Annotated in this window: 14 protein-coding genes; 11 read left to right on the forward strand and 3 right to left on the reverse strand. The window is 63.6% G+C overall.

From position 1 onward, the window contains the following. Positions 1–7 precede the first annotated feature (7 nt). The 3 genes from EOW68_RS02795 to EOW68_RS18390 all read left to right on the forward strand — a co-directional run bounded on the left by EOW68_RS02795 (position 8) and on the right by EOW68_RS18390 (position 4,020). Positions 8–3,469, forward strand: coding sequence for a tetratricopeptide repeat protein (locus EOW68_RS02795; protein ID WP_128223654.1), 3,462 nt, complete (start codon positions 8–10; stop codon positions 3,467–3,469). Between the two features lie 44 nt (positions 3,470–3,513). Next, a complete protein-coding gene (locus tag EOW68_RS02800) occupies positions 3,514–3,774 on the forward strand; it encodes a hypothetical protein (RefSeq protein ID WP_128223655.1) in 261 nt (86 codons plus the stop codon). A gap of 72 nt (positions 3,775–3,846) precedes the next feature. Beyond that, positions 3,847–4,020, forward strand: a complete 174-nt coding sequence (locus EOW68_RS18390; protein ID WP_431358708.1) for a hypothetical protein — start codon at positions 3,847–3,849, stop codon at positions 4,018–4,020. Positions 4,021–4,047: 27 nt separating this feature from the next. Here the strand turns inward: EOW68_RS18390 and uvrA are convergent, their stop codons facing one another. After that, the gene (uvrA, locus tag EOW68_RS02805; protein WP_128223656.1) at positions 4,048–7,041 is read right to left on the reverse strand and encodes an excinuclease ABC subunit UvrA; all 2,994 of its coding nucleotides are present in this window, start codon (positions 7,039–7,041) and stop codon (positions 4,048–4,050) included. Between the two features lie 76 nt (positions 7,042–7,117). Continuing rightward, positions 7,118–8,467, reverse strand: coding sequence for an FAD-dependent oxidoreductase (locus tag EOW68_RS02810; protein WP_128223657.1), 1,350 nt, complete (start codon positions 8,465–8,467; stop codon positions 7,118–7,120). A gap of 303 nt (positions 8,468–8,770) precedes the next feature. On the opposite strand from EOW68_RS02810, the gene EOW68_RS02815 reads away from it, so the two are divergent. The 5 genes from EOW68_RS02815 to EOW68_RS02835 all read left to right on the forward strand — a co-directional run bounded on the left by EOW68_RS02815 (position 8,771) and on the right by EOW68_RS02835 (position 10,889). Beyond that, positions 8,771–8,986, forward strand: a complete 216-nt coding sequence (locus EOW68_RS02815; RefSeq protein WP_128223658.1) for a YgaP family membrane protein — start codon at positions 8,771–8,773, stop codon at positions 8,984–8,986. After that, positions 8,983–9,324: a thioredoxin family protein gene (locus tag EOW68_RS02820; RefSeq protein ID WP_128223659.1), complete on the forward strand. Its 342-nt coding sequence runs from the start codon at positions 8,983–8,985 to the stop codon at positions 9,322–9,324. Before EOW68_RS02815 ends, EOW68_RS02820 begins: the two co-directional genes overlap by 4 nt. 78 nt (positions 9,325–9,402) lie before the next feature. Continuing rightward, positions 9,403–9,990: a nitrous oxide reductase accessory protein NosL gene (locus tag EOW68_RS02825; protein ID WP_128223660.1), complete on the forward strand. Its 588-nt coding sequence runs from the start codon at positions 9,403–9,405 to the stop codon at positions 9,988–9,990. A 53-nt stretch (positions 9,991–10,043) separates the two neighbouring features. Further along, entirely contained in the window at positions 10,044–10,469 is a 426-nt protein-coding gene (locus EOW68_RS02830) for a universal stress protein (protein ID WP_128223661.1), read from the forward strand. A gap of 57 nt (positions 10,470–10,526) precedes the next feature. Next, a complete protein-coding gene (locus EOW68_RS02835) occupies positions 10,527–10,889 on the forward strand; it encodes a DUF7471 family protein (protein ID WP_128223662.1) in 363 nt (120 codons plus the stop codon). A 36-nt stretch (positions 10,890–10,925) separates the two neighbouring features. Here EOW68_RS02835 and EOW68_RS02840 read toward each other — a convergent pair whose 3' ends face one another. Then, positions 10,926–11,435: a winged helix-turn-helix transcriptional regulator gene (locus tag EOW68_RS02840; RefSeq protein ID WP_128223663.1), complete on the reverse strand. Its 510-nt coding sequence runs from the start codon at positions 11,433–11,435 to the stop codon at positions 10,926–10,928. A gap of 124 nt (positions 11,436–11,559) precedes the next feature. Between EOW68_RS02840 and EOW68_RS02845 the strand changes: the two genes are divergently transcribed. The 3 genes from EOW68_RS02845 to EOW68_RS02855 are packed head-to-tail and all read left to right on the forward strand — an operon-like array spanning position 11,560 to position 15,024. Further along, complete coding sequence (locus tag EOW68_RS02845; protein ID WP_431358709.1) at positions 11,560–13,455, forward strand: NosD domain-containing protein; 1,896 nt, start codon at positions 11,560–11,562, stop codon at positions 13,453–13,455. Continuing rightward, the gene (locus EOW68_RS02850) at positions 13,448–14,212 is read left to right on the forward strand and encodes an ABC transporter ATP-binding protein (protein WP_128223664.1); all 765 of its coding nucleotides are present in this window, start codon (positions 13,448–13,450) and stop codon (positions 14,210–14,212) included. The genes EOW68_RS02845 and EOW68_RS02850 overlap by 8 nt, the downstream gene beginning before the upstream one ends. After that, positions 14,209–15,024: an ABC transporter permease gene (locus EOW68_RS02855; protein WP_431358710.1), complete on the forward strand. Its 816-nt coding sequence runs from the start codon at positions 14,209–14,211 to the stop codon at positions 15,022–15,024. Before EOW68_RS02850 ends, EOW68_RS02855 begins: the two co-directional genes overlap by 4 nt. Positions 15,025–15,027: the final 3 nt, after the last annotated feature.

A 15,027-nucleotide genomic window follows, 5' to 3' on the forward strand; every position in this document is an offset into this window, starting at 1 on the left:
GCCCGGTATGGAGAGTGTCTCGACCGAGGAGCTGCTGTTGGCGACACTGGTGACCGAGACCGGGCCAGGAGAGGGTGTGACGCTGTCGACGGTTCTGGACGAAATTACCGGCAGCGGTCAGCGACTCTGCCGGCAGGTCGAGGTCGCGCTGGCTGTCGAGGCACTGATCGAGCAGGGACTGCTCGACCGTGAATCCACCGCAGATGCCGGGTTACTAACGCTCACCGATGAGGGCCGGAGGGTGGCCGGAGAGACTGTCGAGCACCTCTCAGACCGGGAGATCGAACTGATTGATGGTACACAGCGACGAGAACTGACGGTCGGGGAGGCTGCCGAGATGCTCGGACACTCGGTTGTCGGTATCCTCTCCACCTGTTCTGCTGACGGGAGCTACTACGAGGGGGATCGGGTCGAACGGGAACGAGTCGTGGGTCGAACCGACGAGTTGACCCAGCTCGGGGATGTTCTCGACCGGGTCGAGCGGACCGGTGCGGGCGAGACAGTCCGTCTCGTCGGCCCCGGTGGCACCGGCAAAACGACGCTCATCGACGAATTCGTCGCGGAGACACCGGAGACTGTGGACAGCTATCGAATGCGCTCCGGCGGGGCTGAAACCGAACCCTATCGACCGATCCGGGAGCTGCTCGCACAGCTCGGCGCCGACGACGTGCTGGCGGCTTCGTCCATGCAGGTCGACGATACCGAAAGCTACGAGGCCCAGCAGACGGGGCTGTTCACCGAGATCACCGAGCAGGTGACACCGGCGTCGGGTACTCGCCTCCTCGTGTTCGACGATATCAACCACGCCGATGCGGCCACCTGGCAGTACCTCGGCTTTCTCTGTCAGCGACTGGCCGACCTGCCGCTCGTCGTTGTCCTCTCCCACCGGCCGGGGACACTGCCCGCAGATGCACCGATCCACCCCACAGCAGCGTTCGAGCAGACGTGTCTCGAACTGACTGGCCTGGATAAAGAGGGCACGCGAAAACTCATCGAAAAAGTACTTGATCGCCGCGGCGTACCCGACGACTTTGTCGATGCCGTCTCCGAGCGGACCGGTGGCGCACCACTGTTCGTCGAATCGACCGTGGAGGCACTGCTCGAAACGAACCAGCTCGATCCACAGCTGCAGTGGTATCCGACCGACGTCGAGTCGTTCGACCTGCCGGACGCTGTCGAGGAGACGATCCAGCGACAGCTCGCAACACTCGAAGACGCGGTCCGGGATGTACTGGGGTGGATCGCCGTCGCCCGCGGCTCCGTCCCCGTCTCCTTGCTGCAGGATCTCGTCGATCAGCCGGCCGAACGCACTGCTACGATTCTGGAATCGGTCGGCGGAATGGTGCGCCAGTCGACAGTCGGCGGCGAACCGCACGTCGCTTTTCATAACGAGGTCGTCGGTGACGCACTCGCGGCGCGACTCCCAGCGTCCGACAGGAGAGAACGCAATCGGACGATCGCTCGACAGCTCGAACGCCGGACCGGTGCGGCCGAGCCGACCGAAAAAGAGCAGCGAATCCAGCGTGCGGCGACGATCGCGTATCATTACGAGCGCGGTGGTGACGACGACCGTGCAATCGAGTGGTATCGCACGGCTGCAGACCGGGCGATGGATCTCTACGCACACGAGACGGCGACCGACTACTACTACCGGGTGATCGATCTGGCGCGCGGGGCCGACGACACCGATGCCCTGCTCCTTGCCAACGAACAGCTGGCCGAGATTTACACGATCATCGGCGAGTACGACCAGGCCAGCCGACACGTCCAGTTCGTCCGCGAACGGATCTCGGACGACGAGAGTCCCCGCAGCAAACGTGTCGCGGAGTTAGCTGCCAGACTGCACAACGCCCGTGGTGAGTACGACGAGGCGATCGATGTCGCAACAGCTGCCACCGACGGGTCGGAATCAGTCGAGCAGTGTCGACTCCTGGGGCAGCTGGCGGCGGCCTACGAGGCAGTCGGTGACTACGACAGCCTCGAAGCGACAGCACAGAGCCAGCGCGAACTGGCGGCCAGTCTCGGTCGGCCCGGCTTCGTTGCTGACGCAGTTCGCCTGCTCGGGGAGGCTGCCACCCACCGCGGCAACTACGAACAGGCCCAGGAGTACTACGAACAGAGTCTGGACCGGTCCCGGGAGAGCGACGACCGGTTCGGCGAGGCCGAGAGTCTGCGCAATCTCGGAAACACCCGGTTCAGGCGAGGGGAACTCGAGCAGGCCCGTGAGTACTTCGAGCGCAGTCTAGCGATCAAAGAGGAGATCGGCGACCGCCGCGGTGAAGCACGCACGCTGAACAACATTGGCCTCGTCTACTCCCGGCAGGGGACGCTCGATCAGGCCGAGGAGTACTACCAGCAAAGTCTGGCTGCGATTCGGGCGATCGGTGACCGACGCGGTGAGGCTGGCTGTCTGCTCAACCTGGCGAATATCGTCGTCAAATGGGGCGAGTACGACCGGGCGATGGCGTATCTCGAACGCAGTAACGAGATCTACCAGCAACTCGGTGACCGCCGCGGCGAGGCGAACAGCCTCCAGAATCTCGGAACAGTCGCGATCAGACGCGGCGAGTACGATCAGGCTGTCGAGTACTTCGAGGAGTGTCTCGTGATCAGCCGGGAGATCGGCCACCGAAAATCCGAGGCCCAGTCGCTGAACAATCTCGCGATCATCGCACGAATCCGTGGCGAGTACGACCAGGCGGAGACGTATCTCGAAGAGAGTCTCGACATCAAACGGGAACTCGGTCATCTGAAAGACGAGGCCTCGGGGCTGATCGAACTCGGGTCCGTGGCACGACTGCGCGGCGAGGCGGACCGGAGCTGGGAGTATCTGCAGCAGGGGCGAGACAGTGCCGAACAGCTGGGGCTCGTAAACCGGGAGGCGGAGGCTCGCAGAATGCTGTCGGTCCTGTTACGACAGCAGGGGAACTACGAGCAGGCAGGTGAGCAGTTGGACCGAGCACTCGAACTGGTCGACTCGACGGGCAACAGCGCCGAGGCCGCCCGGATCGATCTGGAACGGGCGCGGCTGGCACTGGCTCGCGGTGACGAGGACCGAGCACGCGAGTACGTCGAGCGAGCCACGGCGTCGTTCGAGGCCTCCGGTGATCCACTCTGGCTCGGTCGCAGCAGAGTGGTACTCGGACAGCTCGAACGGACCGACGGTGAGACGACTGCCGCATGCGAGCAGTTCGAGGCCGCAGTCGAGACGTTCGATGAGATCGGAGCGCCCGCAGAGATGCTGCGGACACTCGAACGACTCGTCGAGACGCGTCTGGAACAGAGCGACGAGGAGGCGGCCCGGAAGTGCTACCGGCGGGCAACGGATGTTCTCGTCGACGCGCCCGACGCGGTCGAGTCGGCACACGGCGAGTGGGTCGACCGCTACGCCGTTCGTGACGGCGGGCTGATACTGATTGCGATCGACGAAGCGGGATACGTCGCGTTCTCGACCGATTTTCAGCGATAGTGAACGTGCGGAACGGATTTGTAGCTATAAATAAGAATGATCGTATGATCCGGGCACTGATCGCGTGGCTCACACCCGGCAGTGAGTCGGATACTGCTGACGGCGAGAGCCCTGACGGGAACACAGCGAGCGAGGACGCCGAAGACAAGTCGGCGGACAGTACGTTCGTTCGGTCCCGCCTCGATGCCTCGGTGCTCTCCTCGCACGGTGGACCATCTGGCAGTCCGATCCAGGAGATCGAAGAGGACGTCCAGGAACTGGAAGACCAACTACCCGACGACCAGCCACAGTTCGACGACCCGTGAGAGCGTGCCCGAGAACCGCTCTCCCGGTTCGCTGTACGGCAGTTCTTTTACCGTCCGGTCCGAACACTGTGTATGGGTCTCAAACAGGACCTCTCGAACGGCATCATCTCGCTCGTGATCGGCGTCGCAATCACCAAACTCACCGCAGACGACGACGGCGGTCCTTACGATCTTGACGAGGTGTTACTCTCGGTCGCTGTCGCCTCCTTCTTCTCGGGCTTTTTCACGAGTTACTTCGCAAAATAACGCTTCGCGTTCGACGTTTCCGGCGGATCAGTCGTCGTCACCGGTGGCGACCTGATCGGCCTCACCCTTCTCTGCGGGCAACTCGCGGTCCGCACGCGGCCCCTCCAAATCGACGTCGGGCAACAGATCACGCAGGTACTGTCCAGTGTAGGACTCCTCGGTTCGCGCGACAGCCTCTGGCGTTCCGGTTGCGACGACCTGTCCACCCTTCTCGCCACCCTCCGGCCCGAGATCGACGATATTGTCGGCGTTTTTCACCAGATCCAGCTCGTGTTCGATGACGACGACCGTGTTGCCCTCGTCGGTCAGTCGATGCAGCACGTCGATGAGTTTTCGCTCGTCTTCGGGATGTAGTCCCGTCGTCGGCTCGTCGAGCAGATACAGCGTCTCGCCGGTATCCTTCTTGCCCAGCTCCTCTGCGAGTTTCACACGCTGGGCCTCACCACCCGAGAGCGTCGTCGATGGCTGGCCGAGTTGCATGTAGCCCAGTCCGACGTCCTTGAGCAGTTTCAGCCGGCGGCGAAGCTGACTGTGGCTCTCGAAGAAGTCGTGGGCCTCGTCGACGCTCATGTTCAACACGTCCGCGATCGTCTTGCCTTTGAAGGTGACATCGAGCGTCTCGTCGTTGTATCGGGCACCATCACACTCCTCGCAGGGGACAGTCACGTCCGAGAGGAAGTTCATGTCGATCTTGACCGTACCCTGGCCGCCACAGGCCTCACACCGACCGCCCTTGACGTTGAACGAGAACCGTCCTTTCTCGTAGCCGCGCTGGTTTGCCGTATCAGTCTGGGCGAACAGCTCACGGACGTAGTCGAAGACGTTGGTGTAGGTCGCGGGGTTCGACCGCGGCGTCCGGCCGATCGGTGACTGGTCGATCAGCCTGACTGTCTCGATGTTGTCGAGCCCCTCGATTGCGTCGTGCGCGCCCGGATCGACGCTCGTGTTGTCGTTCATCTCCCGGGCGAGTCCCTTGTAGAGGACGTCGTGCATCAGCGTCGACTTGCCCGACCCCGAGACGCCAGTGATCGCGGTGAAGTTGCCGACTGGAAGCGACACGTCGAGATCTTTGAGGTTGTGCTGGCGTGCGCCACGGATCGTAATCTCGCCGTCGGCCTCCCGGCGTTCGTCTGGCACTGGAATCACGCGCTCGCCGGCGAGATACTCGCCCGTGACACTCGCCTCGCAGTTCGTCAGCGCCTCGAAGGAGCCGTTGACGACGACCTCGCCGCCGCGTTTGCCCGGTCCCGGCCCCATGTCGATGATGTTGTCCGCGCGACGCATCGTCTCGGTGTCGTGTTCGACGACGATGAGCGTGTTCCCGAGGTCGCGCAGTTCTTCGAGGGTATTCAGGAGGCGGTCGTTGTCGCGCTGGTGGAGTCCGATCGAGGGCTCGTCGAGGACGTACAGCACACCGACGAGGCCGCTCCCGATCTGTGTCGCCAGCCGGATCCGCTGGCTCTCACCACCCGACAGTGTCGAGGCTTCCCGGTCGAGCGTGAGATATTCGAGTCCGACCTCGCACATGAACCCGAGGCGGGCGCGGATCTCCTTGAGGATCTCCTCGGCGATCTTCCGCTCGCGGTCGTCGAGTTTGGCCTCCAGCCCCTCGAAGTGTTCGAGGGCGTCGCCGATGGACATCTCGTTGACCTCGGTGATCGAAGTACCGTCCACGAGCACCGCCCGCGATTCGGATTTGAGTCGGGTTCCCTCACACGCCGGGCAGGTGGTTACGGCCATGTACTCCTCGATATGCTCGCGTGCGCGGTCGCTGTCGGTCTCGACGTGTCGACGCTCCAGATTTGGAATGACGCCCTCGAACCGTTCGGTCTTCTCACGGGTGCCGTTTTTCGTCGTCCACTCGAAGTGAACGACGTTGTCGGTCCCGTAGAGGAACTGCCGTTGAATCGACTCGTCGAGGTCCTCGAACGGTGTCTCCAGTGAGACACCGAAGTGGTCGGCGACGTTGTCGAGTTGCCGCGAGTAGTAGGTCCGGTTGTAGCTCCAGGGTTCGAAGACGTGTTTCAGTGGCTTCGAGGGGTCCTCGATGACGAGATCCTCGCTGACCTCCTTCGTCGAGCCCAGTCCTTCACACTCCGGGCAGGCCCCGTGTGGGCTGTTGAACGAGAACGATCGCGTTTCGATCTCGCTGATGTCGATGTGACAGTGGCTGCAGGCCAACTGCTCGGAGAATTCGACGACGAGTCTGTCCTCTGTGTCGCCGTCCTCGTCGTCTGCGTCGGCGAGATCGCCGGTCGAGCGCGCGCTCGCGCCGCCGACTTCGAGGTTCTCCGGTGGGTCGGGGAAGATCACTTTCAGCACGCCGTCGGCCTCTTCGAGTGCCGTCTCGACGGAGTCGGTGATCCGGGAGCGTTCGTCCTCGCTGATCTTCACCCGGTCGACCACCACGTCGATGGTGTGGTCGTAGTTCTTGTCGAGATCCGGTCTGTCGACAGTCAGATCGAATCGTTCGCCGTCGACCTCGACGCGGGTGTACCCCTCACCCACGAGTTCGTCGAACAGCTCCTCGAAGGCGCCTTTCTGGTCGCGGACGACCGGGGCACAGATCTTCGCTCGTGTGCCCTCGGGTGCGTCCATCAGCCGGCGGACCATCGCCTGGGCGCTCTGGTCGTCGACCTCGCGGCCACACTCAGGACAGTGTGGGGTGCCGACGCGGGCGTACAGCAGTCGGAGGTAGTCGTGGAGTTCTGTCACCGTCCCGACGGTCGAGCGGGGGTTGTTGGCGGCGTTTTTCTGGTCGATCGAGATCGCCGGCGACAAGCCTTCGACGTTCTCGACCTGCGGTTTGTCCATCTGGCCGAGGAAGTTCCGGGCGTAGGCAGAGAGTGACTCGATGTAGCGTCGCTGTCCCTCGGCGTAGATCGTCTCGAAGGCCAGCGACGATTTCCCCGAGCCAGACAACCCCGTGACGACCGTCAGTTCCTCGCGTGGCACCGTCACGTCGACATCTTTGAGGTTGTGTTCCTCCGCCCCACGGACCTCGATATATTCGCGACTCATTCGTTACGTTAGGCATGGCTTGCGGCAGTGAAACCCTGTCGGTTTCTCGTGGACTCGACTGCGCCGGTGACGGCGCTCAGTCGGCCAGTTTGCTGCCGAGCACTTTCGCTGCCGTGAGAATCGGATCCCACACTGGGCTATACGGTGGCGCGTACGCGAGATCTGCGCCCTGTAACTCCTCGACGGTCAGCGCTGCAGTCAGTGCGGTCGCCACCGTATCGATCCGTTTTGCACCCTCTCTCCCGACCAGACTGGCACCGAGGACGCGACCGCTCGGCTCGTCGGCGACCAGCGTCACCGTCAACTCGCTGGCTCCGGGGTAGTAGTGGGCCCGCGAGGCGGTGTCGATCGTCACCGAGACCGGCTCGAAGCCGGCGTCGCGAGCACGTTCTTCGTCGAGGACTCCGGTCCGGGCTGCGCCGAGATCGAATGCCTTGACGATGGCGGTGCCTGCGATCTCCCCGACCGGCTGTGGCGTCCCGGTGATCGTCTGTCCGATCGCACGGCCGGCGCGGTTGGCTGTGAGTGCGAGCGGGACGTGATCCGGTTCGCCGGTTACCACGTTCGTCGATTCTGCGCAGTCACCAGCAGCGTAGATGTTCTCGTCGTTCGTTCGACCGTACTCGTCGACAGCGATCGCACCGGTTTCGCCGAGTTCGATCCCGGCCTCCGCCGCGAGGCTGGTGTTCGGTTCGACGCCGACGCCGACGACGACCAGCTCTGCAGGGCGACGGCCATCCTCGGTTTCGACGGCGTCGACCGCTCGCTCGCCGCTGAATCCGTCGACTGCCGTCTCCAGATGGAGATCGACGCCCTGCTCGCTGAGGTGATCGCCGACGCGTTCGCCGACTGCCTCGCCGAAGGGTGCGAGCACCTGCGGGAGCATCTCGTACAGCGCGACGTCGAGCCCGCGCTCGTCGAGGGCCTCGGCCATCTCGATACCGACGTAGCCACCGCCGACGATGGCAGCCGACTCCGGTTCGTGTTCGTCGATATATCGGTCGATCTCGCCGGCTTCGTCCATGTCGTGCAGCGTGAACACACCGTCGAGATCCATCCCAGCAAACGGTGGTTCGACGGCACTCGCTCCCGTCGCGATCAACAGCGTTCCGTAGGACTGCTCGAACGTCTCGTTGTCGGTCCTGACGGTCACCGTCTCACTGTCCGGATCGATGCCGACGACCTCGTGACCGGTTCGGAGATCGACCCCCCGCTCCGCTCTGAACTCCTCGGGAGTGACCTGCACGAGATCGTCCAGGTGTTCGATGTCGCCTTTGATGTAGTACGGCATGCCACAGGCTGCGTAGGAGACCCACTCCCCCTGCTCGAAGACGATCACCTCTGTATCGGGCGCTTCCCGTTTTACTTTGCTCGCTGCGCTCATGCCGGCGGCATCACCGCCGATGACGACTACTGGCTCGGTCATACTCGAATATACGCGCCAGGCTCGCTAAAGTATTTTGCACAATATACAATACTAACGACGGCACATTTCGGGTCGAATGGGTGGTAGATCCGGCGGTGGGTCGGACCGATCTCCCCGCGTTCGAACGCTCCACTGTGTGCTCTGGAACCCTCTAACTGCTCGTTTTCCGGATTTTGGTGTTTTCTGGGGTCGTTTATCCTCGGCTGCCGGCGATCTACGAGTATCGTTTCCGCTCGCTCCAGTCGCTCCCAGCTGCTGAGATGATGACAAACGTTTATATATTTGTGCCCCATTGTATTGCACATGGAAAACAATGTTGGCGCACCGGATCGCCTCGTGCGTATCGGTGCTGGACTCGTTTTGCTCGCCCTCGGTGTGGCGATTCTCGCCGGACTCGTCGAGACAGTATCGCTGGCTGGAATCGCCGCCGCGGTCGTCGGGCTCGTCCTGATCGCTACGGGGACGATGCGGATGTGTCCGATCTACCAGGTCCTCGGTGTCGACACCTGTAGCCGATGAGTTCCGAGCACACGCAGACGAACCGGCCAGTCAGCCTGACTGACGAGGACGACCTCGACGAACTGATCGGTAGCTCCGGGACCGTCCTCGTGGAGTTTTACACCAACGGCTGTGGGATCTGTCAAAGCATGGAGCCCGTACTGGGCGTACTCGCCCAGTCGACAGATGCGACCGTCGCGACGGTCAACCCGCGCGACGATCCGGTCTTGCTCGATCGGTTCCAGGTCCAGAGTGTGCCGCTTCTCGTTCTCTTCGTCGACGGCGAGCCAGTCGCCCGGCGTGCCGAGGGTTTCGTCGGTGCCGACGAACTTCGTGACTGGATCGACGAGTATAGATAACGCTATCCGATTCCGGCGGTACGGTCGTTCGACGGCCGTACCAGGCCGACTTTGCTCTCCGAACTGCTCTTCGTTACTATGAGTTCTCGACTGACCGTCTCTGATGGACTGTCCCGTCGATCGTTCCTCTCGGCAGCTACAGCCAGCGCCGTCGTCCTCGCGGGCTGTCTCGGAGGGGACGGGGAGACGAACGTCCCGGAGCCCGTCGATATCGAGGACGATCAGGCCTGTGACCAGTGTGATATGCGTATCACGATGCATCCAGGACCGGTCGGCCAGGCGTACTACCTCGACGACACGCCCGACGATCTCCCCGACGACCGGGAGGACGGCCACGCAAGATTCTGTAGCTCCTGGTGTACGTACGTCTACACGCTCGAACGCGACCCGTCCCCGGCTGGCATCTACACGACTGACTACTCCACCGTCGAGTACGCGGTCCAGACCGACGCCGGGACGACCGTCATCGACGCACATTTCGGGGCAGACGCCTTCGGCGCTGTCGAGGGACTGACCTACGTCGTCGACAGCGACGTCGAGGGCGCGATGGGCGGGTCGCTGATCGGCTTCTCGGCGTCGGCGGACGCCGAGGACTTCAGGGCGGAGTACGGCGGTAACATCGTCGAGCACGGCGACGTGACACTCGAACTCGTCCGCGGGCTGTAGCAGAACAAAATCAAAAGGTGTGTGTAGGAGGACGATTTGAGAGTAGGCATACGATGTACGACGACATTCTCGTTCCGACTGGTGGCGACCAGTCGATCGAAACAGTACTCGAACATACGCTCGCGGTTGCCGAGGGGCGTGATGCGACAGCGCACGTTCTCTACGTTATCGACGACCAGGCGTTTCTCACACTCGACGAAGCGATGAAAGCCGACGTGCTCGAAGATCTGCGAGCAGAGGGACAAGAAGCGATCCAGGCAGCCACCGACCTGCTCGAGGCGGCCGGTGTCACCGTCGAGACACGGATCAGCCAGGGAAAACCCGCCGAAGAGATTCTCTCCTACGTCACGGAGCACGACATCGATCTCGTCACGATGGGGACCCGCGCCGACGAGTTCACGACGAACATGCTCGGCAGCACCGCACAGCGTGTCGTGACCGATTCGCCCGTCCCGGTGATGACGATTCACGTCTCCTAACGTACCGAGAGGCGTACCATAGCTGTTCTTACTGGTGGCTCTCGTACACCCGGTAGAATGAACTCATCGCTCGTCTGGACAGTCCTCCAGTCGGACAGTGCCTGGCCCGGCGTCGAGGGATCGCTCCCCTTGCTGTGTGTTATCGCCCTCGCCGGCGTCGGGACCGGACTACTGTTTGCGATCAGCATACTCGCCTACCGACAGCGCGGTTCGACGCGGTATTTCCTCGTGATGGTCGCTGTGGGGGCGCTCTTCTGGCGGACGATCGTCGGCTTTGGGACTGTCTTCGGCGTCGTTCCGATGCCGGTCCACCATCTCACTGAACACAGCCTCGATTTCCTGATCGCTGCCATCGTCCTGTATGCACTCCTCCGGAGTAAGCCGACACAGTTCGAGATGGATTTCGACGACCCGAGCTGACGCTGGCGGCTGGCCAGCACGGGCCCCGACCACCGGTCACCCGTCGAGCAGATCGTCGGCGAACCGGGAGAACCGATCGACGACGCGATCCACCAGCCGGGGCTCGATCTCCCGGAGCAGGCGGTAGATCTCTTCGTCTTCCGTCAGCGTAATCACTAGTTCGTTCGCTCGCGTTCGTTTCTCGGCTATCTCGTACTCGACGAGTCGGGAGAGGTGCCACTCGACTGTACTCCTGGCCAGATCGAGCCTGTCGGCGATCTCCGCCGGCGGAAGCGGAGCGGCTCTGAGCAACAACAGGACGATCTCCCGGCTCGTCTCCCGGCGTAGCAGGGCGATAACGCCCCGTTCCCACTCCGAGAACGTCGGCGGGAAGTAGTGTGTTCTGCCGTAGACGCCTTCTTTCGTGACTTTTTCTGCCCGGGTGAGTTTCCGGAGGTGGTACTGTGTCTGGCCCGTCGCGATGTCCAGTTTCCGACCGACGGCATTGAAGTGAATGCCCGGATTGTCGTAGATACAGTTACGGACACGGGCGCGGGTTTCGGACATCTGTGTTCAGCAAAACCTAGGTTACTTCTAATATAAAGGACGCGCGTTTTTTCACTGGCCTGGAACACAGTCTTCGGCGTCTGTACCAGACTGGTTATGCGTTGGAGAGCGCCAACGTTTCGCTGTGAGCGCAGTTGTCCGGACACTGTTCCGCGATCCGCGGGTCCGACTCGGCGTTTTGGCCGTCGTTTCCCTGCTCGCCGTAATCGGCGTCCTCGCTTTCGTCGTTACGGCAAGCGGTGCGACCCCCGAGCCGGTGCCGTTCGAGGAGACGACAACCGCCGGGCTGACCGCCGAACACCAGCAGGAACTCCGCGAGGCCGGACTGACCGTCCCGAAAGTCGAGGTGTTCTACTCCCAGTACCGCTTCGTCGTCGGCTACCGGGGGATCGAGTACGCGGTCACGGAGTTCCAGCAGCCGGGCCACGAACAGCAGTTCGGCTATCCGATAGCCGTCTGGGTCTCGGATTACACCGGGGCCGGCGTCGAACTCACCACGGACGGACTGCTCGCCAGCGAACGCGACCCCGGCTGGGTCCGGGCGTCGTCGGCACAGTTCGTCGTCGACAGCGAGGCACACACCCCGGCAGGCGAGACGGTCGTCCCCTTCGCCAGCGAGTCGGACGCGTCTGCGTTTGCTGCCGAGTACGGCGGCGAGGTCGTCGGCTGGTCGACCCTCCAGGGTCGGTCGTTCGACATCGACCAGTCGGCGGCGGTCCGTGACCGGGTCGACGAGCAACATGCCGCTGGCGACGAGCGGGCCGCGGCTGCCAGAACGCTTCTGGACCGCGACCAGTCTGTCGTCGGCAACGATTCGACACTCCAGGCGGCGATCGACGCCGCCGAACCGGGGAGCACCGTCGTCGTCCCCGAGGGAACCTACCGGGAGACCGTCACGGTCGACAAGCCGCTGACGCTTCGCGGCGAGAACGCCACAGTTCGGGGCGACGGGAACGGCACCGTCGTCGAGATCAGAAGCGACGATGTCGCCATCGTCGGTCTCACCATCACGGGCGTCGGCGAGAGCCTGGAACCCGACGAGGGCGAGATCGACGACGACGGCTGGGACGGCAGCATCGACGCCGCCTACGGCTACGCCGACGCCGGTATCGAGGCCGACAACGCCTCTGGCACCTACGTGGCCGATGTCAGCATCGAGACGCCGGCACACGGGATCCTCCTCCGGGATGCCGATGCCGTCGTCGAGGGTGTCACAGTCGAGGGGACAGACGAGTGGACCGACGGCTTCATGGGTGTGATCTCGTTGCGTGAGCCGGTCGTCGTCCAGAATTCGACGTTCGAGGGCGGCCGAGACGGGGTCTATCTCCACCGGGCCCACGACACCGTCGTTCGGAACAACACGTTCCGGGAGAACCGGTTCGGTGTCCACCTCATGTACACCTCGGAGACACTGATCGCCGACAACGTCGCCCGCAGAGAGACGAGTGGCGGGGTCATGATCATGACGAACCCGGCACGAAACGCCATCGTCGGGAACGATATCAGGAACTCCTCGACCGGCATCAGCACCTCCGGCGAACGGAACTACGTCGCCGACAACGTGGTCGCGAACAACGGCCGCGGCATGATGACCGGTTCCAGCCAGACGCTGTACGAGCGCAACGTCATCTACGGCAACGACCTCGGGATCAGGACCGGTTCGATCCGCCCGACAGACCGGATCGTCCGGAACGACTTCGTCGCGAACGACGAGGTGATCCGGGTCGGCGGTATCGGCCCGCTCGCGATCTGGACCTCGGAGGGTGTCGGCAACTACTGGGACGGTGCGACCGTCCGGCCGGGCCAGGGCTCGTACTCACCGACCGATCCGATCGAGAGCCGGTACCGGGAGGTGCCGGGGACGGTCACACTCGCTGCCTCCCCCGCGGCCAGCATGCTCGATGCCGTCCGCGACACGACGCCCGGAATGCGCGAGGGCAACGTCCTCGATACGGCACCGCTTTCCGAACCAGTCCGCCCGGAGACACTCGCCGAACTCGAAGCCGAAACCGATGACTGAGCAAACTACCCACCAGACCGAACCGAGTACCGTCGGTAGAACCCGTCTCGTCGCAGACGAAATCTCGCGGCAGTTCGGAGAAGTGACGGTGATCGACGGACTGTCCCTCGGCCTCGAAGCCGGACAGCTACACGCGCTGGTCGGCCCGAACGGCTCGGGGAAGACGACCCTGTTACAGCTGCTCGCCGGCGTCGACTCACCGACCGGGGGATCGGTCAGCTACGAGGGACCCGCCACAGCCCGAAACATCGGCTACCTCCCACAGCGACCCTCCTTTCGCCCCGGTTTCACGGCCCGCGAGACCCTCGAATTCTACACAGCGCTGGTCGATACCGACCCCGCGGGTCTGCTCGACCGTGTCGGGCTCGCCGACGCCGCAGACCGCCGCGTCGACGAACTCTCGGGCGGGATGACCCGGCTACTCGGGCTCGCCCAGGCGACGGTCGGCGATCCACCCGTCATCCTGCTCGACGAACCCGGCAGCGGTCTCGATCCGGGGATGCGCCGCCGGATGGCCGAACTGGGCCGCGAACTCGCCGCAGACGGTGCCGCCGTCCTCTACAGCTCCCACGATCTCGAACTGGTCGAGGCGTACTCCGACCGGGTGTTCGTCGTCGAGGGCGGCAGCATCGTCGAGCGTGGCGAACCCGGCCCGCTCTGTGCGGCCTACGGCGTCGAGACGCTGTGGGACGTCTTCGAGGCGGCCGTCGACAGCTCCGGCGGCGAACTCGACGTAATCGGGGTGTCAGAGTCGTGAGCGACGCCAGGCAGGCGCTGCAGGCTATCGCAGCACGCGAACTCGTCACCGTCGCCCGCTCGCGGGCCTCGCTGGTCCTCTTCGCTGCCGTCACTCTCGTCGTCGTGGGCGTTGCCGTCACCGGGAGTTCGGACCCGCGATATCTACCGACGACCGTCGATCTCCTCTTGCCACTGGAGTTGCTCGTCCCGGCGGTTGCGATCGCGCTCGGCTACCGGACGATCGCGGCCGACGCCCGGCGTGGTGAACTCGACGTTCTGGAGACGTACCCGGTGTCGACCCGCGGCTACGTCGCCGGCGTCTTCCTCGGGCGGCTGGTCGCACTGGCTGTCATTCTCGCTGTTCCCCTCGGTCTCGTCGGCCTCGTACTCGCGTTCACGTCGACGGACACCCCGTCCCTACTGGCCGCCCAGCGCGGTGTCGACTCGCCACTCGTGTTCGTCCGGTTCGCCGTTCTGACACTCCTGTACGCGCTCGTCGTCCTCGCGATGGCGCTTGCGGCCTCGGCACTGGCCCGCTCCCGGCGGAGCGCGCTCGTCCTGGCGATTGTCGTCCTCGGATTCGTGGTGGTCGGCCTCGATCTCCTCGTCCTCCGTGGGTTCGCCGACGGTTTCGTCGGCTCCGATCGGCTCACTACCGTGCTCGCGCTGTCGCCGACGAGTGCCTACCGCGGGCTGGTCTTCGAGACCGTGATCTCGACTGCTGTCGACACGGAGCTCCAGCAAGCGGTCCCGCTTCTCAACGTTCTCGGACTCTTCCTCTGGACGGGGCTTTCGTTCGTGGTCACGACGGTCGTGCTTTCGAGCCGATAGCGC

Source organism: Halovenus amylolytica (assembly GCA_004015825.1).
Taxonomy (GTDB): domain Archaea; phylum Halobacteriota; class Halobacteria; order Halobacteriales; family Haloarculaceae; genus Halovenus; species Halovenus amylolytica.